Origin of the sequence: Shimia marina, assembly GCF_001458175.1 — a bacterium.
GTDB lineage: Bacteria > Pseudomonadota > Alphaproteobacteria > Rhodobacterales > Rhodobacteraceae > Shimia > Shimia marina.
In genome coordinates this window covers 115576-136611 of record NZ_CYPW01000001.1, presented here as the reverse complement: position 1 = coordinate 136611, position 21036 = coordinate 115576, and the positions used below count along the sequence as shown (strand labels likewise).

Annotated in this window: 19 protein-coding genes and 1 tRNA gene; 13 read left to right on the top strand and 7 right to left on the bottom strand. The window is 58.8% G+C overall.

Annotated elements, in window-relative coordinates; genetic code table 11:
• Positions 1–48 precede the first annotated feature (48 nt).
• From SHM7688_RS00650 to phnY, 3 genes are read left to right on the top strand one after another with little or no spacing between them, the layout of a single operon-like run.
• On the top strand, positions 49–1236 hold the full coding sequence (locus tag SHM7688_RS00650) for a 2-aminoethylphosphonate--pyruvate transaminase (protein ID WP_058238086.1): 1188 nt from the start codon (positions 49–51) through the stop codon (positions 1234–1236).
• Positions 1237–1256: 20 nt separating this feature from the next.
• Entirely contained in the window at positions 1257–2501 is a 1245-nt protein-coding gene (gene phnA, locus SHM7688_RS00645) for a phosphonoacetate hydrolase (protein ID WP_058238085.1), read from the top strand.
• A gap of 19 nt (positions 2502–2520) precedes the next feature.
• Positions 2521–3969, top strand: coding sequence for a phosphonoacetaldehyde dehydrogenase (gene phnY, locus SHM7688_RS00640; RefSeq protein WP_058238084.1), 1449 nt, complete (start codon positions 2521–2523; stop codon positions 3967–3969).
• 113 nt (positions 3970–4082) lie between these two features.
• On the opposite strand, the gene SHM7688_RS00635 is transcribed toward phnY, so the two are convergent.
• Positions 4083–4922, bottom strand: a complete 840-nt coding sequence (locus SHM7688_RS00635; protein WP_058238149.1) for a DMT family transporter — start codon at positions 4920–4922, stop codon at positions 4083–4085.
• Between the two features lie 340 nt (positions 4923–5262).
• Between SHM7688_RS00635 and SHM7688_RS00630 the strand changes: the two genes are divergently transcribed.
• Together SHM7688_RS00630 and SHM7688_RS00625 are read left to right on the top strand one after the other, a co-directional pair.
• A tRNA-Arg gene (locus SHM7688_RS00630) sits at positions 5263–5340 on the top strand.
• Between the two features lie 269 nt (positions 5341–5609).
• The gene (locus tag SHM7688_RS00625; RefSeq protein ID WP_158500633.1) at positions 5610–6020 is read left to right on the top strand and encodes a BLUF domain-containing protein; all 411 of its coding nucleotides are present in this window, start codon (positions 5610–5612) and stop codon (positions 6018–6020) included.
• A 53-nt stretch (positions 6021–6073) separates the two neighbouring features.
• Here the strand turns inward: SHM7688_RS00625 and SHM7688_RS00620 are convergent, their stop codons facing one another.
• Positions 6074–7534: a coniferyl aldehyde dehydrogenase gene (locus SHM7688_RS00620; protein ID WP_058238148.1), complete on the bottom strand. Its 1461-nt coding sequence runs from the start codon at positions 7532–7534 to the stop codon at positions 6074–6076.
• Between the two features lie 223 nt (positions 7535–7757).
• On the bottom strand, positions 7758–8516 hold the full coding sequence (locus SHM7688_RS00615) for a DeoR/GlpR family DNA-binding transcription regulator (protein WP_058238082.1): 759 nt from the start codon (positions 8514–8516) through the stop codon (positions 7758–7760).
• Positions 8517–8643: 127 nt separating this feature from the next.
• On the opposite strand from SHM7688_RS00615, the gene glpD reads away from it, so the two are divergent.
• On the top strand, positions 8644–10245 hold the full coding sequence (gene glpD, locus SHM7688_RS00610) for a glycerol-3-phosphate dehydrogenase (RefSeq protein WP_223229258.1): 1602 nt from the start codon (positions 8644–8646) through the stop codon (positions 10243–10245).
• 179 nt (positions 10246–10424) lie between these two features.
• Entirely contained in the window at positions 10425–12641 is a 2217-nt protein-coding gene (locus SHM7688_RS00605; RefSeq protein ID WP_058238146.1) for an NADP-dependent isocitrate dehydrogenase, read from the top strand.
• A 127-nt stretch (positions 12642–12768) separates the two neighbouring features.
• Here the strand turns inward: SHM7688_RS00605 and SHM7688_RS00600 are convergent, their stop codons facing one another.
• Entirely contained in the window at positions 12769–13755 is a 987-nt protein-coding gene (locus SHM7688_RS00600) for a hypothetical protein (protein WP_058238081.1), read from the bottom strand.
• A gap of 239 nt (positions 13756–13994) precedes the next feature.
• Between SHM7688_RS00600 and SHM7688_RS19695 the strand changes: the two genes are divergently transcribed.
• Together SHM7688_RS19695 and SHM7688_RS00595 are read left to right on the top strand one after the other, a co-directional pair.
• Positions 13995–14132: a hypothetical protein gene (locus SHM7688_RS19695; protein WP_158500631.1), complete on the top strand. Its 138-nt coding sequence runs from the start codon at positions 13995–13997 to the stop codon at positions 14130–14132.
• Between the two features lie 107 nt (positions 14133–14239).
• Complete coding sequence (locus tag SHM7688_RS00595) at positions 14240–14524, top strand: helix-turn-helix domain-containing protein (RefSeq protein WP_144432446.1); 285 nt, start codon at positions 14240–14242, stop codon at positions 14522–14524.
• Between the two features lie 60 nt (positions 14525–14584).
• On the opposite strand, the gene SHM7688_RS00590 is transcribed toward SHM7688_RS00595, so the two are convergent.
• Positions 14585–15052, bottom strand: coding sequence for an Lrp/AsnC family transcriptional regulator (locus SHM7688_RS00590; RefSeq protein ID WP_058238079.1), 468 nt, complete (start codon positions 15050–15052; stop codon positions 14585–14587).
• A 172-nt stretch (positions 15053–15224) separates the two neighbouring features.
• On the opposite strand from SHM7688_RS00590, the gene SHM7688_RS00585 reads away from it, so the two are divergent.
• The 4 genes from SHM7688_RS00585 (at position 15225) to SHM7688_RS00570 (ending at position 19241) form a co-directional block, all read left to right on the top strand.
• On the top strand, positions 15225–16277 hold the full coding sequence (locus tag SHM7688_RS00585) for a pyridoxal-phosphate dependent enzyme (protein ID WP_058238078.1): 1053 nt from the start codon (positions 15225–15227) through the stop codon (positions 16275–16277).
• Positions 16270–17439, top strand: a complete 1170-nt coding sequence (locus tag SHM7688_RS00580) for a M24 family metallopeptidase (protein WP_144432445.1) — start codon at positions 16270–16272, stop codon at positions 17437–17439. The genes SHM7688_RS00585 and SHM7688_RS00580 overlap by 8 nt, the downstream gene beginning before the upstream one ends.
• A gap of 4 nt (positions 17440–17443) precedes the next feature.
• The gene (locus SHM7688_RS00575; RefSeq protein WP_058238077.1) at positions 17444–18190 is read left to right on the top strand and encodes a maleate cis-trans isomerase family protein; all 747 of its coding nucleotides are present in this window, start codon (positions 17444–17446) and stop codon (positions 18188–18190) included.
• An 88-nt stretch (positions 18191–18278) separates the two neighbouring features.
• Positions 18279–19241 (top strand): NAD(P)-dependent oxidoreductase, encoded by a 963-nt coding sequence (locus SHM7688_RS00570; protein WP_058238076.1) that lies wholly within the window; start codon positions 18279–18281, stop codon positions 19239–19241.
• 109 nt (positions 19242–19350) lie between these two features.
• Here the strand turns inward: SHM7688_RS00570 and SHM7688_RS00565 are convergent, their stop codons facing one another.
• Positions 19351–20265 carry a tyrosine recombinase XerC gene (locus tag SHM7688_RS00565; protein ID WP_058238075.1) on the bottom strand — a complete coding sequence of 305 codons (915 nt, stop codon included), beginning with the start codon at positions 20263–20265 and terminating at the stop codon, positions 19351–19353.
• The gene (locus SHM7688_RS00560; RefSeq protein ID WP_058238144.1) at positions 20262–20972 is read right to left on the bottom strand and encodes a DUF484 family protein; all 711 of its coding nucleotides are present in this window, start codon (positions 20970–20972) and stop codon (positions 20262–20264) included. Before SHM7688_RS00560 ends, SHM7688_RS00565 begins: the two co-directional genes overlap by 4 nt.
• Positions 20973–21036 lie beyond the last annotated feature (64 nt).

Below are 21036 nucleotides of genomic sequence, written 5' to 3'. Positions count from 1 at the left end.
TGCCATTGCTGCAATGCTGTTCTCAACAATCAATTTCGGAGAGCTGAAATGGTCGCTCAGAAGACGCAAATTGCCCCGCCCAAATTGGGGGAACCCTTCCTGTTAACACCTGGCCCACTGACCACGTCTTACGCGGTCAAAGAGGCGATGTTGCGTGATTGGGGCAGCTGGGATGATGATTTCCGCGCCATGACCAAATCCATGCGTAGCCAGCTACTTGAGATGCTGGGCGAGGGGGCGGATGACTTTGATTGCGTGCCCATGCAGGGCAGCGGCTCTTTCGCAGTGGAGGCCATGCTTGCCTCCTTCATCCCAAAAGATGGCAAGACACTGGTTCTGGCCAATGGCGCCTATGGCAAACGGTCTGCCCAGACGCTGGCGTATCTGAACCGCGAACACATCGTGTTGGACAAAGGGGACTATCTCCCGCCACGCGGTGAGGAAGTGGCCAAAATCCTCGCAGAGGATCCCGCCATCACCCATGTTGTGGCCATCCACTGCGAAACCAGCTCCGGCATTTTGAACCCGATTGAAGAAATCTCTGAAGCCACCTATGGCGCGGGTCGCAAACTGCTGATCGACAGCATGTCCGCCTTTGGGGCCATCGAGCTTAAAGTCGCCGACATCCGCTATGAGGCGATGGTGTCCTCGGCCAACAAATGCATCGAAGGCGTGCCCGGCTTTGGCTTTATCATTGCCCGCAAGAGCGAGCTTGAGGCCGCCAAGGGCAACAGCCACTCCCTGTCGCTGGATGTGCATGCCCAATGGGCGCACATGAACAAGACCGGTCAGTGGCGCTTCACTCCACCAACCCATGTGGTTGCGGCCTTCCTTGAAGCGCTGAAGGGGCATAAGGTCGAAGGCGGCGTAGCAGGCCGTGGCGCACGCTATGCCCGCAACCGCGATGTGATGGTCGAAGGCATGCGCGAGCTTGGCTTTGAAACCCTGCTCAAAGACCGCTGGTTGTCGCCGATCATCGTGACCTTCTTCTGCCCTGCGGATGAGAACTTCGTCTTTGATCAGTTCTATGCGCTGATGAAAGAAAAGGGCTTTATCATCTATCCCGGAAAACTGACCGTTGTGGACAGTTTCCGCGTCGGCTGCATCGGGCAGATGGACGAACACATCATGCGGCAGGTCGTCACCGCCGCCAAAGAAACGCTGGCGGAAATGGGGGTGGCGAGTGCCGCGCCTCCGGCTCTGGCCCTTCAAGAACGCGCCAAGCTGGCCGCTTAAAGTTTACAAAGGAATATCACATGACCATTCACGCGCCCGTAGAAGCGAACACCCGCGTTTATCCCACCCCAAAGGTCCCGGCGATTGCCATCTGTCTGGACGGTTGCGAGCCAGAGTATCTGGAAGTCGCCATCGCCAAAGGCCTGATGCCTAACCTCAAGAAGATGCGCGAAACCGGCACTGACCGTCTTGCGCATTCGGTGATCCCGTCCTTCACCAACCCCAACAACCTCTCCATCGCCACCGGCCAGCCACCAAAAGTACACGGTATCTGCGGCAACTATCTGATTGATCCTGATACCGGCGAAGAAGTGATGATGAACGATGTGCGTTTCCTGCGCGCGCCAACCATCTTCTCTCAGTTCTACGAAGCAGGCGCCCGCGTCGCTATGGTCACCGCCAAAGACAAGCTGCGCGCGCTTCTGGGCGCTGGTCTTAAGTTTGACGAAGACCGCGCGGTGGCCTTTTCCTCCGAACGCTCCGGCGAAACCACCAAAGCAGAGCATGGCATCGACAACGCCTCTGAGTGGCTCGGCATGGAAGTGCCAGAAGTCTATTCCGCTGAACTGAGCGAATTTGTCTTCGCCGCCGGTGTGAAGCTGCTCAAAGAATTCAAGCCGGACGTGATGTATCTCTCCACCACGGACTACATTCAGCACAAATTCGCTCCAGAACAGCAGGGCGCGCTGGATTTCTATGAAATGTTTGATCGCTATCTGGGCGAACTGGACGCGCTGGGCGCGGCCATCGTGGTCACCGCTGACCACGGCATGAAGCCCAAGCACCACGCAGATGGCACGCCCAATGTGATCTATACTCAGGATCTGATGGATGAGTGGCTGGGCAAAGACGCCGCGCGCGTGATCCTGCCGATCACTGACCCTTATGTGGTGCACCATGGCGCGCTGGGCTCTTTTGCAACCATCTATCTGCCCGAAGGTGCAGACCGCGCGGAGATGATCGCCAAGTTGAGCGCACAGGACGGCATCATTCTGGCGGTGGACAAAGAAGAGGCCATGGAGCGCTTTGAGCTGCCCGGTGACCGGATTGGCGATCTTGTGGTGATCTCTGGTGAAAACGTCACCATCGGCACCTCTGAGCACCGCCATGATCTGGCCGCTCTGAAAGAGCCGCTGCGCAGCCATGGCGGCCTGACCGAGCAGGAAGTGCCCTTTATCGTGAACCGCGTGATCGAGCTGCCAGAGGCACCCGTGCTGCGCAACTTTGATGCCTTCTTCTACGCCACAACAGCGGCAGCGCTGTAACGCCATGAAAGATCAAACCATGTCCACAACGGAAATCCGCAACGAAGGGATGCGCATTGATGGGAAGGTTGTCTTCACCGAAGACACCATCCCGGTGCTTTATCCTTACACCAATGAGGTGGTTGGCACGGTGCCTGCAGGCACGGCAGAACATGCGCGTCAGGCCTTTGAGATTGCGGCGAACTACACGCCAAAACTCACCCGCTATGAGCGCAGCCAGATCCTGCATCGGGCGTCAGAGCTGATTGGGGAACGCCGCGACTATCTGGCAAAATGGCTGACACTGGAGCTTGGCATCTGCCACCAGCACGCCATTTATGAGACCAAGCGCGCGCAGGACGTCTATCAGTTTGCTGCCGCTGAGGCGCTCAAGGATGATGGAGAGATTTTCTCCTGTGACCTGACCCACAATGGCAAGGCGCGCAAGATCTTCACCACCCGCGAACCCGTGCGCACGATTTCCGCCATCACGCCTTTCAACCACCCGCTCAATATGGTGAGCCACAAAATCGCCCCGGCGATTGCGACCAACAACTGCATGGTCTGCAAGCCCACCGAGCTGACACCACTCACGGCTTTGGCGCTGGCGGATATCCTCTATGAGGCGGGCTTGCCGCCACAGATGTTCCAGGTGGTGACCGGGCTGCCAGCCGATATTGGTGATGAAATGATCACCAATGACAACATCGACATCATCACCTTCACCGGTGGTGTGCCTGTGGGCAAGATGATTGCCACCAAGGCGGGGTACAAACGCACCGCGCTGGAGCTGGGCGGCAATGACCCCCTGATCATCTGTAACGATCTCAGTGATGCGGATCTGGATAAGGCGGCCACCATCGCCGTGGCCGGGGCCACCGGCAACTCCGGTCAGCGCTGCACGGCGGTGAAACGCATTCTGGTTCAGGAAAGCGTGGCAGATCGCTTTGTGCCACTGGTGCTTGAGAAGGCCAAATCCATCAAATTCGGCGATCCGCAGGATCCTGAAACCGAGCTGGGCTGTGTGATTCACGATAAGGCCGCTGAGCTGTTTGAGCAGCGGGTCTATCTGGCCGAACGGGATGGGGCAGAGATCCTGTATCATCCGGGCCGTCAGGGCGCTTTGCTGCCGCCGATCGTGGTCGACAAAGTCCCCCATGACAGTGAACTTGTCATGGAAGAGACCTTTGGCCCCATCGTGCCCATCGTGCGCGTGCCCGACAATGACGATGAGGTCATGGCAATTTCAAACTCCACCGAGTTTGGCCTGTCCTCTGGCGTCTGCACCAACGATCTGAACCGGGCGATTGCCTATATCAATGGTCTGAACGTGGGCACCTGCAACATCTGGGAGCAACCCGGCTACCGGATTGAAATGTCGCCTTTCGGCGGGATCAAAGACAGCGGCAATGGCGTGAAGGAAGGGGTCATCGAAGCGATGAAATTCTTCACCAACGTCAAGACCTACTCGCTGCCTTGGCCCGGCTGACGCCAAAGACATCTCTTTCTTCCCGTAACTATGAGGCCCCTCGGGGCCTCATTTTTTATGCGCGAAGATCTGAGTATATCGTGTCGGGCCGGGAGGCCGATATCGCCAGCCCCTCACTTGTAAAACGCCAGCACCACAATACCCACCGCCACAATGCTTGCCGCCAAAAGCCGGTTGGATTTGGGGCCTTCTCCAAACCACATCACCCCGATCAACGCGGCAAAAATCACCGAACTTTCACGCAGCGCTGAGACAATGCCCAACGGTGCGAGGGTTTTGGCGTAAAGTACCAGCGCATAGGCCAGCCCCGAGATCACCCCACCGGCCAACCCCGTCAGCACATGACGCGGCGCAAGGCGATGCACCCGCTCCCAGCGGGTGGTGAGCACAAAGACCGCCACAAAAATCTCGGCCACAAAGAGTACGGCAATATAGCCAAGGTTGTTCTGAGACAGCCGGATGCCAAACCCATCAATCAGCGAATAGCTCGCAATCATGGCACCTGTGGCCAGCGCTGCGGCAATGGCGCTCAGGTTTTTTCCTTGCCCGGCTCCACCCAGCGACAGGTAGGCAATACCTGCTGAAATCAGCAAAATACCCATCCAGGCTTCAAAGGGCAGATATTCCCCGGCAAAGACCACCGCGCCCGTGGTCACCAGCACCGGCGTGATGCCGCGCGAGATCGGATAGACCACGGAGAGATCCCCGGTGCGATAGGCGATGTGCAAAAACCAGTAATAGCCCCAATGCACCACCGTGGAGCCGATGATAAACGGATAGGAGGCCGGGGCGGGCAGGCCGGTGAAGGGCAACACAAACAGCGCTGGAACCACATGTCCGAGCGCAATAAAGCCAAGCACGAGCGTGCGATCTGGCGCGCCTTTGACAATGGCATTCCACAAAGCGTGCAAAAACGCCGCCGACAGAATGATCAGAAGCAGAGACGGCGTCATGTGACAGACACGACGGCAAGAAAAAGAGGCATTGAGAGTATTTCCGGAAGCTGGAGGCTGACGCCTGAGTGTGGCCGCGAGAGCCTGTGTAACACATTTGTGACGCTGGCGTGCCACGTGGGTCAAATCGGAAAAAGCTGTGGTATCATCAAAATAACCAATGATCCCTGCCAGTGGTGCGTCTTGGCAGGCACGCCTCGCCCCCAATTCAAAAAGACGTATGCTTCCGCTTCTGACCGGTCCCAAGATCCTTAAATTAGGCGGGCATTTTCGCTGTGCGCAGCGCGCTCTACCACGTTGACAAGGCCACAGATTTGCCTGATACACCGATCAGAAGTGCGGGCCGTTAGCTCAGCTGGATTAGAGCAGGGAACTTCTAATTCTCAGGTCGGGGGTTCGAGTCCTCCACGGCTCGCCACCCTTCATAAAACGCACTTGGCACCAGCCTGAAGCCTTGATGTGGGCGTGGGTAAAAATGGTTCAACATTCCTGTGATACGCCGCTGACCGCACTGCCGCGTGCCCCCCTAATCAAAGCGCCAGATCAAAACACGAGCGATATCCTGCGTCCAAAGATTTCGTCATAAAGAATTCGTAATGAGTGCAATGCTCTTATTAGGAGAGTATAAAGGGGATATTCACCTTAGGAGTATTATGACCTCCAATAGAATATGCGAGGAGTTCGCGCTTGAAATTCGTAATTTACAACAGTTTAAGCCTGCATCCTGCGTTCGAAACCGTTGATATGGAGATTCTGCGCGAAGCCTTTAAGTTCAACGCGACGCATGGCATCACGGGGTTTCTGTATCGCTGTCATCAGCATTACTATCAGTATTTTGAAGGTACTGCAGACATCGTTGACGATCTGTTGCCACGCATCGCCAAAGACAAGCGCCATACGGACTTTCAGGTGCTGCAAGTGGATGACATTTCATCTCGGCGCTTCACCGGGTGGTCGATGGGATACTCCCGCGCCGCAAGTGAACTGCAGAGTGCGTTGCTCAGCCCTTCAAGCAGTGCAGAGGATGTCCGGGAGCGGCTGACCCTTGAGGCGCAAAAGCAGCGCGCCACACATATCCCTCCGCAAAAGAAGATGTGAGCGCGCGGCCTCTGTGGACAAAGCGCCCCTTTGGGCGCGCTCAGTCCAGCTTGTCAGTCTATCTTGCGCTTGCGAAACCGCAGCGCCTGCATTTTCATAAGCTGCCTGTACATAAAGTTGCCCCAGGGTGGCGCCACAAAAGCGGTGGCATTGATCTTGCCCTTGCGCAGCACGCCCTTCGCCTTTGAGAAGGTGCGGAAGCCTTCTTCGCCATGATAATGCCCCATGCCTGACGGGCCGATGCCGCCAAAGGGCATGTCGTCCACGCCCACATGCATCACGGTGTCATTGATACAGACACCGCCAGAATGGGTGCGCGCCAGAATGTCATCGCCGCGCGCCTTGTCCCAGTCAAAGTAATACAGCGCGAGCGGACGTGGGCGTTCATGCACATAGGCCAGCGCGGCGTCCATTGTATCATAGGGCAGGATCGGCAGGATCGGCCCAAAGATCTCTTCCTGCATCACCAGCATCTCATCGGTCGCGCCCAACACGATGGTCAGCGGCATTTTGCGTGTGCCGGTGAACTCCTCGTCTTTGGGGTTGATGCGGATCACATTGGCCCCTTTGGCCTCCGCATCACTCAGATAGCTTTCCAGCCGCGCCTTCTGCTGATCGGTGATGATCGCGGTGTAATCGTCATTGTCACGCAAGGATGGATAAGACCTCGACATGGCCTTGGTGAACGCGGCGGCAAAGGCATCGACCTTGTCGCGCGGGCAGAGCACATAGTCAGGGGACACACAGATCTGTCCGGCATTGAAGCCTTTGCCAAATCCGATCCGGCTTGCGGCCTCATCCAATGGGTAGTCCGGGTGGATGATCGCCGGGGATTTCCCGCCCAGTTCCAGCGTTACAGGCGTCAGGTTTTCCGCCGCTGCGCGCATCACGATCTTGCCGACCTGCGTTGAGCCGGTGAACACCAGATGATCAAACGGCAATTTGGTGAAGGTGGTGGCCACCTCGACCCCGCCTGTGACCACAGTGATCTCATCTTCTGCAAAAATCTCTGCCAGCATCTCCTGCATCAACGCGCCTGAGGCCGGGGCATATTCGGAGGTTTTGATCATGGCGCGGTTGCCTGCAGCGATGGCCCCCACCAGCGGCGACAGCCCTAGAAAGAACGGGAAGTTCCACGGCACCACAATGCCCACCACACCAACCGGCTGATAATGCACCTCGACACGCGCTGGCATGGCCACCAGCGGCGTGTGGCGGCGCTGTGGCTTCATGAACTTTTTCAAACGCTTGCGGTAATAGGCAATGCCTTCCAGCACCGGGCCAATTTCCGCCATTTCTGTCTCTGCCGCCGCGCGATTGGAGAAATCCGCGCGACAGGCTGCAATCATGCGGTCGCGGTTGTCTAAAATGGCATTGTGCAATTTGTCCAACCGGCGAATGCGGCTGGCATGATCTGGCATCGGATCGGCCAGCGCCGCCTTTTTCTGCGCCAGCAACAGCGCATCCAGATCACTCTCTGCAGTCGGGGCGGGGGAAAGCTGTGTGACCGTCATCATGGGCCTCCTTCGGGTATTTTGCATCATTGTCTCTGGAGCGTGTGCCAACGGACGCCCCTCCAAAGCAGCTTGCGCCGGTCTCTTGCTGTGACTGACAGAGCATCTCTGGCAGGATTCGCGGCTGGGGCGGGCTCGATGTGCACAGCATAGAGCCAGTCCCGCGCTTTGAATACCGCAACGCCGGGTTGCGCAGCGTCAGTTAACGCAGGGCAGGGCGTCCTCAGGGGCAGAGCGTCACTTCGGTGGCCTTGTCCCGGCACACCTCCGTCAGCGCCTCTGGCAGGGCGTCGGTGAAAAGCCGGTCCACCTCAGTAAAATCCAGAATACGTGTGGGGGCGTTGCGCTGAAACTTGCTGTGATCTGCCAGCAGCCAGGTTTCCCGCGCCGCCGCATGGGCGGTCTGTGACACCACAATCTCATCAATGGCAAAATCGTAAGCCGTGCCGCTTTCTGCCACGGCCGAACAGCCCAGCACTGCGATGTCAAAGGCAAATTCCTGCACCATCCGCATGGCCATCGGCCCGACCAGCCCGCCATCTTCGGGCCGTGGGCGGCCGCCAGTCAACAGCACATCACAGCGCTCGTTGCCCGCGAGGATCTGCGCCACATTCAGATTGTTGGTGACCACCAAAAGCCCGTCATGCCCCAAAAGCGCGCTGGCCAGCGCCTCTGTGCTGGTGCCGATATTGATGAACAGGGAGGAGCCATTGGGGATCTGCGCCGCACAGGCCTGCGCCATGGCCGCCTTGGCCTCCGCATTCACCCGACTGCGCTCTTCATAGGCAATGTTGCGCACACCCGACGGCAGCACCGCGCCGCCATGCACCCGTTCCAGTCGCCCGGCATTGGCCAGTTGGGTCAGATCCCGGCGAATGGTCTGCACCGTCACATCAAAATGCGCGGCCAGCCCTTCAACGGTCACTTTGCCGCTGCTGCGGGCGATGTCTAGGATTTCACGTTCGCGGAAACTGTTGCGCATGTTCGTTATTCTTCGTTTTGATCTGCCAAGCCGTGGCAGGGTTTTTATGAAGTTACAATGAAAACCTGCGCGATCACGTGGAAATTTCTTGACCTGCGAACATTTTTTTGTTCGTAAGGGCGCGAAAATGTTCGAAGGTGTTCCAATGGAAGCGCAAACAGAAAAAACCGTTGATCTCTTTGTCATCGGCGGCGGCATCAACGGCTGCGGCATCGCCCGCGATGCGGTGGGGCGGGGGCTCTCCGTCGAACTGGCGGAAATGAAGGATCTGGCCTGGGCCACCTCTTCGGCCTCCACCAAGCTGTTTCACGGCGGTCTGCGCTATCTGGAGTATTTTGAAGTGCGTCTGGTGCGCGAGGCATTGATTGAGCGCGAAACCCTGCTGCGCGCCATGCCCCACATCAGCTGGCCGATGCGCTTCGTGTTGCCCATGCACAAAGACATGCGCTTTGACAGTGAAACCCCCACCTCCCGTGTGCTCTCATTTGTGATGCCATGGATGAAAGGCCGCCGTCCCAGCTGGCTGATCCGCATGGGGCTGTTTATGTATGACAATCTGGGGGGGCGTAAAATCCTGCCCGGCACCCGTACGGTGGATCTCACCACCGATGCCGCAGGGAAGCCGCTGAAATCCAAATTCACCAAGGCCTTTGAATATTCCGATTGCTGGGTCGAAGACAGCCGCCTTGTGGTGCTAAACGCGCGTGATGCCGAAGCGCGCGGCGCCACCATCCGCACCCGCACCAAAGTGATCTCTGCTGAACGCAGCGAGGGGCTGTGGCAGATCGAAATGGAAGATGTGGACAGTGGCGAACGGCGTGTGACCCGCGCCCGCGCTCTGGTGAATGCCGGTGGGCCTTGGGTGGCCGATATCATTCGTGGGGTGATGAAGCAGAATTCCTCTGCGGGGGTGCGCCTTGTGCGCGGCTCCCACATTGTCACCAAGCGCCTGTTTGATCATGACCGCTGTTATTTCTTTCAGGGCGAAGATGGCCGCATCATCTTTGCCATTCCCTATCAGGATGATTTCACCCTGATCGGAACCACCGACAAAGAACACACAGACGCCGACACCGCGCCAAGCTGCACCGACGAGGAGGCGCAGTATCTCTGCGATTTTGCCTCCAACTATTTTGACAAACCCATTGGGCTTCAAGACATCGTCTGGCGCTATTCTGGTGTACGTCCGCTCTATGACGATGGGGCATCCTCGGCACAGGCGGCAACGCGGGACTATGTGCTTAATCTTGATGACACAGGCGCGCCGGTGCTCAACGTCTTTGGCGGCAAAATCACCACCTATCGTAAGTTGGCGGAGGCCGCGCTGGCCAAGATTGTGCCCTTCTTCCCCGAAGCCACCGCACCATGGACCGCAGGGGTGGCCATGCCGGGCGGCGATTTTGAGGTGCAGGAGGTGCCCAGCAAAATCGCAGAGCTTCTGCGCAGCTACCCTTTCCTGACAGAGCGCTGGGCGACCCGCCTGATCCGCGCCTACGGCACCGAGGCCACAGAGGTCCTTGGCGCGGCCAAAACAGAGGCCGATCTCGGTCTTGATTTCGGCGCCACCCTCACAGAATCTGAGGTGCGCTGGCTGATGGAGAAGGAATATGCCCGCACCGCCGAAGATGTGATCTGGCGGCGGTCCAAACTCGGCCTGCGCCTCTCAGAGCAGGAAATTGCCGCTTTGGACGCCTATATGCAGGATACGCGGCAAAAAGCCTCTGCCTGACAGGCAACACGGAATTGATCTTTGGCCCGCAGCGGCCTATACAGCGCCCGCACGATGCCGTCGTGCGGGCGTTTTTTGTCCCGCCGCTGGCAGAGGAGAACCATTCGGATGTGATCGGATCCGCTGATCCGATACCGCAAGTCACAGACACCCCTGACGCAAAAAAGGATGTGAGAAAAATGGCTGAAAACAAAACGCCTGACATATTGTATACCATTGTAGACGAAGCACCGGAGCTGGCCTCCGCGTCCTTCCTGCCAATCATCCGCAAATTTGTGTCTGCCGCGGGCATCACCGTGGGCACCCCGGACATTTCTCTGGCGGGCCGCATCATCGCGACCTTCCCGGAAAACCTCACCGACGATCAGCGCCAGTCTGATGATCTGGCCGCGCTGGGCGAACTGGTGAAAACCCCTGACGCTAACGTCATCAAGCTGCCAAACATCTCCGCCTCTGTGCCACAGCTGGTGGCCGCGATTGAAGAGCTGCAGGGGCAGGGCTACAACATCCCGTCCTATCCAGAGGCACCACAGACGGACGAAGAAAAGGCGATCCGCGCCCGTTACGACGGCATCAAAGGCTCCGCTGTGAACCCAGTGCTGCGCGAAGGCAACTCCGACCGCCGCTCCGCACGTGCGGTCAAAAACTTTGCTCAGAACAACCCACACTCCATGGGCGCTTGGGCCTCTGACAGCAAAACCAAAGTCTCCTCCATGCCGGGCAATGACTTCTATGCAAACGAAGTCTCTGCCACCATTTCTGCGGATCAGGCCGGTGATGCGAAAATCGAATTTGTCGCCAAAGACGGCGCCGTGACCGTTCTGAAAGACGGCTGGCCGCTGGAAGAAGGCACTGTGGCTGACGCAACCTTCATGTCCGCCAAAGCACTGGGTGCCTTCCTGGCCGAGGCCATTGAAGACACCAAATCCGACGGCACCATGTTCTCCCTGCACATGAAAGCCACCATGATGAAGGTCTCCGACCCGATCATCTTTGGCCACGCGGTCAAAGCATGGCTTGGCCCGGTCTGGGACGCCCACGGCGCAGCCATCGCAGCAGCTGGCGGTTCTGCGAACTCCGGTCTGGGCGCGGTTCTGGCCGCCATCGACACGCTTGACAACGCCGACGCCATCAAAGCAGAGATCGCCGCGCTGGAGCGTCCCTCCATGTATATGGTGGACAGCGACAAAGGCATCACCAACCTGCACGTGCCATCTGACGTGATCATCGACGCTTCCATGCCTGCCGTGATCCGCGCTGGCGGCAAAGGCTGGGATGAGGCTGGCAACAAGGGTGACACCAACTGCGTGATCCCGGACCGCTGCTATGCCACCGTCTATGATGAAACCGTCAACTTCTTCAAAGCCAACGGCGCGCTGGATGTGACCACCGCAGGCTCCGTCGCAAACGTGGGCCTGATGGCACAAAAGGCGGAAGAATACGGCTCCCACCCAACCACCTTTGAAGCCCCAGCAGACGGCACCATCCGCGTTGTTCTGGCCAACGGTGACACGCTGCACAGCCACAACGTTGAGGCGGGTGACATCTGGCGCTCCTGCACCGTGAAGAAAGCCCCGATTGAGAACTGGATCGAACTGGCTCTGGACCGTCAGCGTCTGACCGGGTCCGAGGCGATCTTCTGGCTGGACGCAAACCGCGCCCATGATGCTGAGCTGATCAAATACGTCACCCCGGCACTGGAAGCGGCGGGCAAGGCGGACCTGTTCCAGATCCTCGCGCCACGTGAGGCAACCGCACAGTCCCTGAAAACCATCACGTCCGGTGCCGACAGCATCGCCATCACCGGCAACGTGCTGCGCGATTACCTGACCGATCTGTTCCCGATCCTTGAGCTTGGCACCTCCGCCAAAATGCTCTCCATCGTGAAGCTGATGCAGGGTGGTGGTCTGTTTGAAACGGGTGCTGGCGGTTCCGCACCAAAGCACGTTCAACAGCTGGTCGAAGAAAACCACCTGCGCTGGGACTCCATGGGCGAATTCTGTGCTCTTGGCGAAAGCCTGAACTTCCTCGCGGATGTCAAAGGCAACGCCAAAGCGGGTGTTCTGGGCGTCGCAGCCGAGGCCGCAACCCAGGGCATTCTGGACGACAACCGCTCCCCATCCCGCAAAGTGGGTCAGCCTGACAACCGCGACAGCCACTACTGGTTTGCGCGCTACTGGGCCGAAGCACTGGCGGCACAGTCTGACGACGCCGATCTGGCGGCAGAGTTCGCCGCTGTTGCCAAAGCGCTGGCAGAAGGCGAAGCGGCCATCCTATCCGAGCTCGCAGCCGCCCAAGGCCCAGCCGCAGACATCGGCGGCTACTTCCGCCCCTCTGTTGAGCTGAAAGCCAAAGTGATGCGCCCTTCGGCCACACTGAACGCAATCATCGGCTAAACCCCGCCCCGGACATGATCCGGGGCCTCGCGAAAACAACACAAAGCCGCCCAGATACTGGGCGGCTTTGTGCGTAGTGAGCCAAAAAAGATAGATCTGTCCCAAAACGGAAGGTTGAGGCACATGATCAGTCAAAATATGGGGTAACTGAGACTTTCTCTCTCCACAGAGCTGCCTGACCTTCAGCCACAAACGTGTTCATCTTGTGTTTCTCTGCCTGCCTGCGTTGCTTCGATATCCCTAGGGCTTTTTCAACAGCCGAGGCACCAGGGATGGCACTCAATACAAGGTCTTTTGTAAATGTTACGGTCACATCCTTTAGACCATCTTTGCCAATTGATGTGCGGCGCGCACGGTGGCCAAACTCAGTTGTCGTTTCCTCGATCTCAGCCACCACATCGTCTATCGATCTGTTGTGCAGCGAAGAGGCTTCGCCACGAATCCATTTCCGGAAAGACTGGATGAACTCATGTTCACGAAGCTCTTCAAACACCGGGTGATATGGGCCGGCATGTCCGGTCAGATCATATAGTCCGGCAATGGTCAGCGCCCGGTCGGCGATACGCAGGGAGTGATCCTCATCATCTCTCTTTTGCCATAGGAATTCGTCTGGATAGGGAATCTTACGAGTGAGACCATTAAATACTGGAGTCAAATCTTCTGAAATCATATCCAGCAGCAGCATATCACGGATGAGATTGCGCGGACTTGGGTCGCCGCCCAACGTAGCCCCAAAGACCGAAAGGGCGTGCGTATGATTGTCAGGACGTCCTGACCCGTAGTGAAGCTCCATAAAGCGTGAATACCCCTCAGGGTGCAGCTCCTTAAGAGGTATATGTTGCGGCATTTCCTCCAGAAGGGGGGCCACCTGTTTGTCATCTAGGTGAAGGCTGTCAAATTCTTCGTTGACGAATTTGACGTAATCAAGGCTCCGCATTGACTGAGGACAAATACTGCGACATGGGAACCAGATTTCATCAAACAGAATGAGAAGACCTGTAACGCCAACCAAAATAGGATTCGGTGAACTGCGCGTATCCTGAGCCGTTTTTTCAGCTGGATACTCGTAGTCGTATCCAACTGGTGCAGAAAATCCAACATATGCCTTGTGCATGAGCAAGTCTCTTTATCGCCTTTGATTGATTTTAAGTAATTGCATGCAATATAAAGGTGCAAGGGCGGTGCCTTTAAATGCCGCTGTTTGTGCCCCTCCATGCACCCTTTCTGTCCTACTTTATTAGCGGGTCTCTGCTCCGCGCTTTGGCGTTTCTTCCACAACAACTGTCCGACTTTCTAAAGAAGCCGTCCTGCGCCATGCCTATCTGTCTCTCAGCCAACTTGCTGTGAGGTGCGATGAAAGCCATTCGATCCTTTTTAAAACACAACGCCTGGTGCCGCGATCTGTGTGTGGTGATCATGCTCATGACACTTGCCGTCACTCTGGCGTTGCTGGTGCTCTATACCGTGCCATTTGAGCTGCCTGCGCCATAAGGCCGTGCCATCGGCAGCAGGACAAAGAGCAAAGTCTTTTCCTGCTTGGCAGCAGCCCGCCTGCAGCCTATGCAATGGTCCCGAAAACTGTACTCAAGGGCCCTGTTATGACTGCGCTTACGATTGATCCCCAGCGTCTCAACACTGTGCGCAAGGCACGTAAAATCGGTCGGCCGAAGCTCGCCAAGCTCGTGGGCCTGACAGAGCGGCAACTGACCAAGCTGGAAACCGCTTCCGCAAGCGCGACGCTGCCAGAAGCCACTTTGATCCGCATCGCCACTGTGCTGCAGATCCCAGCGCCTGCACTCACCGGGGAGCTGCCACTGGGCGAGGGTAACTTGGAGCCAGTGCAGCCCATTGCGCACAGCTCCTCCTGTAGCTGCTGCGGCTGAGCAAGACAGCGCGGCGTCCGCTGGCGCGCCTCTGGCCAGCGTCATAAGCGCCGCGCGCGGTCAGCTCAGTGGCACCTGTAACCCGGCCTTGACGCGATCGATCACCACATTGCTATGAAAGCGCCGGATGTTGGGATTGTCATTGAAGACCCGGCGGCTGAACTCCTCATAGGCGCCCATATCCTGAGCGGTGACCACGAGGATGAAATCCGCCTGTCCGGTCACGTAATAACACTGTTGCACATCATCCAATGTGAGCATGGATCGGCGGAATTCATCCAGTAGATCCGTGCGCTCGCGTTCCATTTCCACCTCCACAAGAAAGGTCATCGGCCGCCCCACGGCCTTGGCGCTGACCACCGCGATCTCCGCCTCTATGATGCCCTCCGCCCGATAGCCTGCCAGACGGCGCTGCACCGCGGAGCGGGAGATGCCCGCGATCTCTCCGAGTTCATCAGCCGTCAGACGGGTGTTCTTCTGCACGGCGGAGAGCAGGCGTCGGTCGATATCATCCAGGGTATCGGGCATTTGAGGCTCTTATTTCAGAACTGAGGGCAGATCGGGCGAATTTTGAGGTAAATCAGGCAAACTGCCCAAAATCCTGCGGTAGCCTGTGTCGAGCAGTCCGCTGCTGTCAACCCTTCGCTCTCTCAGGAGAGCGCAGTCCACTTGCCCGCCCTCTGGAAAGCCAGCTCAGACCATGTGTGACACCCTCACCAATCCCCACCGCAGCCATGGGTTGCCCCGCCGCCAATCCGACACCCTGCCAAGCCGCGATGCCGCCGCAGTGGCGCGTTTGCTGGCGCTCTGTCCTGCGCATGCCGCAACACCTCTGCATGACATGTCAGCACTGGCGGAGATGCTGCAGATTGCGCGGTTTCACATCAAGGATGAACGCGCGCGCATGGGGCTGGGGTCCTTCAAAGCGCTGGGTGCCGCCTACGCCATCGCCCATGATGCGGCCCGCGCACAGCCGCAAGACTGGGCGCGGGCGCTGACGGGCCGCACCTATGTCACCGCGTCGGCCGGCAACCATGGCCTGTCCGTCGCAGCTGGCGCACGGCTGTTTGGTGCCAAGGCGGTGATCTATCTCTCCCACACCGTGCCAGCCGCCTTTGGTGCGCGTCTTGAGGCGCAGGGGGCCGAGGTCGCTTGGGCGGGAGAGGATTATGAAGCCAGCATGGCCGCCGCCGCAGCCGCAGCAGAGGACAAAGGCTGGACGCTGCTTTCTGACAGCACATGGGCTGGCAGTGAGGCGTCGGGTTACCGCGTCATGGAAGGCTATCTGCAAATGGCGTCAGAGGCCGCCGCGCAAATCCCCGCGCCGCCCACGCATATCTTTCTGCAGGCCGGTGTTGGCGGGCTCGCCGCCGCCGTCGCGGCCTTTGCACGCGCCACTTGGGGCGATGCGCCGCAGATCATCGTGGTCGAACCCGAAGCGGCCCCTGCGCTGATCGAGTCCATCCGCGCGGGTCAGCTTGTGGACACCAGCGGCCCGGTTTCTGAGATGGGGCGGCTGGATTGCAAAACCGCCTCCATGGTGGCGCTCAATGGGCTGGCGATGGATGCCGACACCTTCGTGACCATTTCAGAGCAGGAGGCCCGCGCGGCTGTCGAGATCCTCACAGCCCACGGCATCGCCAGCACGCCTTCTGGGGTGGCAGGTGTCGCCGCCGCGCTGCTCAAACGTCCAAACCTTGGTCCAGACGCCCGCATTCTGACGATCGTCAGCGAAGGACCCGAAGATGTCTGAGCCGATGCCTGCCCGCGGTTTCCCTCCTGCGGAATTCCAGACCCGTATCACCCGGCTTCAAACCGCCATGGCCCACGCAGGCCACTCCGCCCTGCTGCTCACCTCATCCGCCGACATCTTCTACACCACCGGCTTCCTCACCCGCTTCTGGGAAAGCCCCGCCCGCCCGTGGTTTGTCCTCATCCCAGCCACCGGCACACCCATCGCCGTGATCCCCGCCATCGGCGCCGACCTCATGGGCAAAACATGGATCACCGACATCCGCACATGGGACGCGCCCTTTCCGGAGGACGACGGCCTGAGCCTGCTCAGCGACACCCTTGCCGAAATCGTCCCTGAAACAGGCACCATCGGCCTGCCTATGGGCCTTGAAACCCAGCTGCGCATGCCGCTGGCCGATTACACAAAAATTACCCAAACCCTCGCGCCGCGCCGCTTTGTCGACGCCACCGACACAGTCCAACGCACCCGCGAAATCAAATCAGAGGTCGAAATCCGCAAAATCCGTGCCACCTGCGCCGTGGCCGATCGCGCCTTCGCCCGCATCTCTGACTACGCCGCCGAAGGCCGCAGCCACGCGCAGGTCTTCCGCGATTTCCAGCGTGTGCTGCTGGAGGAAGGCGCCGATTGGGTCAGCTATACCGCTGGCGGCGCAGGGCAGGGCGGCTACGGCGATGTCATCTCCCCCGCTGGCGATCAGAAACTCATCGCAGGCGACATCCTTATGCTGGACACCGGCGCAGTGCTCGATGGCTATTTCTGCGATTTTGACCGCAACTTCGCCATCACCCGCGCCGATGACGCCGCCAAACGCGCCTACGACCAACTCTACCAAGCCACCGACCACGTGCTTGCCACCCTGCGCCCCGGCCACCGCGCCTGTGATGTGCACGCCATGTTTGCCCAAAGCCTCACCGCGCAGGGTGCCACCCCCGGCGCCGGGCGTCTCGGCCATGGCCTTGGTGTCACGCTCACCGAATGGCCGAGCTTCACCCCACATGACACCACCGAGTTGCGCGCCGGCATGGTGCTCACACTGGAGCCGGGCGTGGAAATCGCCCCGGGCCGCTTTCAGGTGCACGAAGAAAACATCGTCCTGCGCGCGCATGGCTGCGAACTCCTTTCCACCCGCGCCCCCGCAGCCCTCCCGATCCTGAGGTAACCTGATGGAGACCATCCCTTTCACGCTCGGCCCCCCCGCCTCTGGCCAACACACGCTGGGCCTCATCGTGCTCAAATACGACGAAACGCTGGAGCAGGATTTCCGCCGCCTCTTCCCCTCCCGCAACCTCGCGCTTTACACCTCCCGTGTGGCCTCAGGCGCCGAAGTCACCACCGACACTTTGCAGGAAATGTCCCAAACGCTGCCTGCCAGTGCTGCGCTCTTCCCACCCGCCGCGCGCTTTGATGTGGTTGGCTACGGCTGCACCTCCGGCACCACCATGATCGGGGCCGCCAAAGTCGCCGCGCTTGTTGGGCAGGGTGTGAAAACCCCCGCCGTGACCGACCCGCTCACCGCCGCCATCGCCGCCTGCCGCGCGCTCGATATCCGTCGCCTCGGCATGGTCACACCTTATGTGTCCGAGGTCTCCCTGCCTGTGCAACACGCCTTTGAGGCCGCAGGCATTTCGGTGCCTGCACTGGTGTCTTTTGGCGAAGCGGGGGAGGAGAACGTCGCTCGTATCACCGCCACCTCCGTCAAAGCCGCCGCAACCCAAGTGGGTCTGCAAGATGTGGAGGCGGTGTTTCTCAGCTGTACCAACCTGCAAACGCTGGATCTGATTGCCGATCTAGAGGCCACGCTTAACAAGCCGGTATTCAGCTCCAACACCGCGCTGGCCTGGCACATGGCCCAGCTTTCCGGCGCGCCGCTTGCCGCCGATGCACCGGGCCATCTCTTTGGCAAGCAATAGGTACAAAAACGCCAGATGTGTCGCGCCCCGACCTGCCGCGCATCTCATCCCGCGTCAGGCTGCAATGGAGGATAGGGGGAGAGAGCCTGTGAAAATTGGATTTATCGGATTGGGCAACGTGGGCGGCAAACTCAGCGGCAGCCTGCTCAGAAACGGCAAGGAGCTTTATGTCCATGATCTCAACGTTGATCTTGTGGCGGACAAACTGGCGGATGGGGCCAAGGCGGTTTCTGGCCCGGCGGAGATGATGCGCCTTTGTGATGTGGTCATCACCTGCCTGCCGTCCCCCGCCGCCTCAGATGCTGTGATGCAGGAGATGCTGCCAGAGGTCCGTCCCGGCAAGATCTGGATGGAAATGTCCACCACTGATGAGGCCGAGGTCAAACGCCTTGGCGCGCTGGTCATCGCCGCAGGGGGTGCGGCGGTGGATTGTCCGGTCTCGGGCGGCTGTCACCGGGCAGATACCGGCAATATCGCCATCTTCGCGGGCTGTGATCGCGCCACCTTTGAACGCGTCCTGCCGCTGCTCACCACCATGGGGCGGCGTGTGTTGCACACCGGCGATCTCGGCTCGGCTTCCGTGCTCAAAGTGGTCACAAACTATCTTGCCACCGCGCATCTGGTGGCCAGTGCCGAGGCGCTCACCACTTGCGCCGCTGCAGGCATGGATCTCAACACCGCTTATGAGGCCATCCGTATCAGCTCTGGCAATTCCTTCAGTCATGAAACCGAAAGTCAGGTCATCCTTAATGGCTCGCGCGACATCTCTTTCACCATGGATCTGGTCAAAAAGGACATCGGCCTGTTTCAGGATGTGGCCGACCGCGCCGGTGTGCCGCTTGAACTCAATCCGCTGATGATTGCGATGTTTGACGACGCCATTGCCCGCTATGGGGAAAGAGAACTCAGCCCCAACATCATCAAACGGCTGGAGGAGGCCACGGGGCTTTGCGTGCAGGCTCCGGGCTTCCCGTCAGAGATGGTGGATGATGAGCCCGAGGAGCCGGGCTATGAAGTGATCCCCAAAGGGGCGCAACGCGCGGTCGGTTAAGATGTTGATCGCGCAAAATCCACCGCCGCGTTGCTGTTGGAATACCGACGCAATACAGACGTGACTTTCGCCGACCTCCAAAGTGTTAACACCCCTGCAGGCGTTCAGATCACGCTTTGGGGTGGGTGCGGTTGTAGACTTCCATCAAACGGGCCGTATCCACCTGCGTGTAGGCCTGTGTCGTGGACAGAGAGGCATGGCCCAAAAGCTCCTGAATAGCTCGCAAGTCCCCGCCAGCACTCAACAAATGCGTTGCAAAGCTGTGGCGCAGTGCATGTGGTGTCGCGCTTGCGGGCAACCCCAGCTGTTGCCGTGTCTGCTGCATGGTTTTCTGCACCACGCGCGCACTCAATGGGCCACCTCTTACGCCACGAAATACGGCGCCATCTTCTGTAACCATATGAGGTGAAAGGGAAATATAGTGTTCCATCGCCGCGCGCGCCGCATCCAACACGGGCACAAGCCGTTCCTTACCGCCTTTACCAACAATCCGCAGGGTTTCAGGAAGGGGGACGTCTTTGCCTTTTAAATCAAGGGCTTCTGAAATCCGCAATCCGCAACCATACAGCAGGGTGATCACGGCGACATCGCGCGCCCCGACCCAGTCTTCCTGTGATTGAAGTTCAACAGTTTCAAGCACTTGCAGCGCGGCATCTTCCGCCAACGGACGTGGCAGCTTGGCCTGAAATTTCGGCGCTCGCATGGCCAGCACCGCCGTTGGTTCAAAGCCCTCGCGTTCTGCCAGCCAGCGGTAAAAACTCTTTACTGCCGAGAGCTTACGCGCCAAAGACCGAGGCGCAATACCGCTGCTTCTGGCCTGCGCCATCCAGCTGCGCATATCCGGAACGTCAATGTCTTTCAGCGGGGCCAGCCCTTGCGGCTCTCCCCTGTGCATTGTCATAAACGTAATGAAATCAGACACATCGCGCCGATAGGCCGCCACGGTGTTATCTGAAACATTTTCCAGCGCCACCTTATGCGCCAGAAAGCGCTCCAGAGCCTCCTGCGCGGCCGGGCTGATCACGCCAGCCAGCGGCGCATCGCGCGCTCAAAGACACCGGCAAAAAAGGCCAGAAGATCAGTGCCTTGTTGCGGTGTGAACTGATGTGGATCTTCCGCTCCCATCACCAGAAGACCGGGCAGTTTGCCCGCACCGAAATCCAGCTTGAGACAGGCTTCAGAGCGGATCCAGTCCGCATCCTCTCCATAGACCAGCGCGCGGCCCCTTTGCACTTGGCGCAACGTGACCTGACGCTGTGGTATATTGCGTCCACCGGTCAGATAGTCTTCGATAAAGCCCGGCGCGGCTGTGGACAAAACATCGCCCAAACGCGCCAAGGCGTGGTCGCCATCGGTCTCTTGTTCCGTTTCAAGCACAAGCCGGATGGCATCTACGCGTAAAATATCGGCAACTTCGCCGCCCAGATCATGCAGGAAGCGCTCAAACTCAACCGGATCCAGCATCCGCAGAATCGCCCGATGCACCTGATTTGTGCCAGCCAGATTGTCATATGCGGCGGCAATGACACTGCGGTGGGTGTCTTCCAGACGATCAAGCCGCGCTTCGAGACGTTCCATCGCAATGCCGCGCAGATCGACAATATTGCCGCCCATGGTTTTTTCATTTTCTGCAATCAGCGCGCGCATCAGATCGCGGTCTTCGAGAATCACATCGGGCGCAGAGATGATCTTTTCACGCAGATCATCTTCGATTTTTGGGTTACTGCTCATATCCGTGCCATTTTGGGTCGTTGCAGCAATCTTATCAGAGCGGTTTCGCAATTGCCGCAACTTT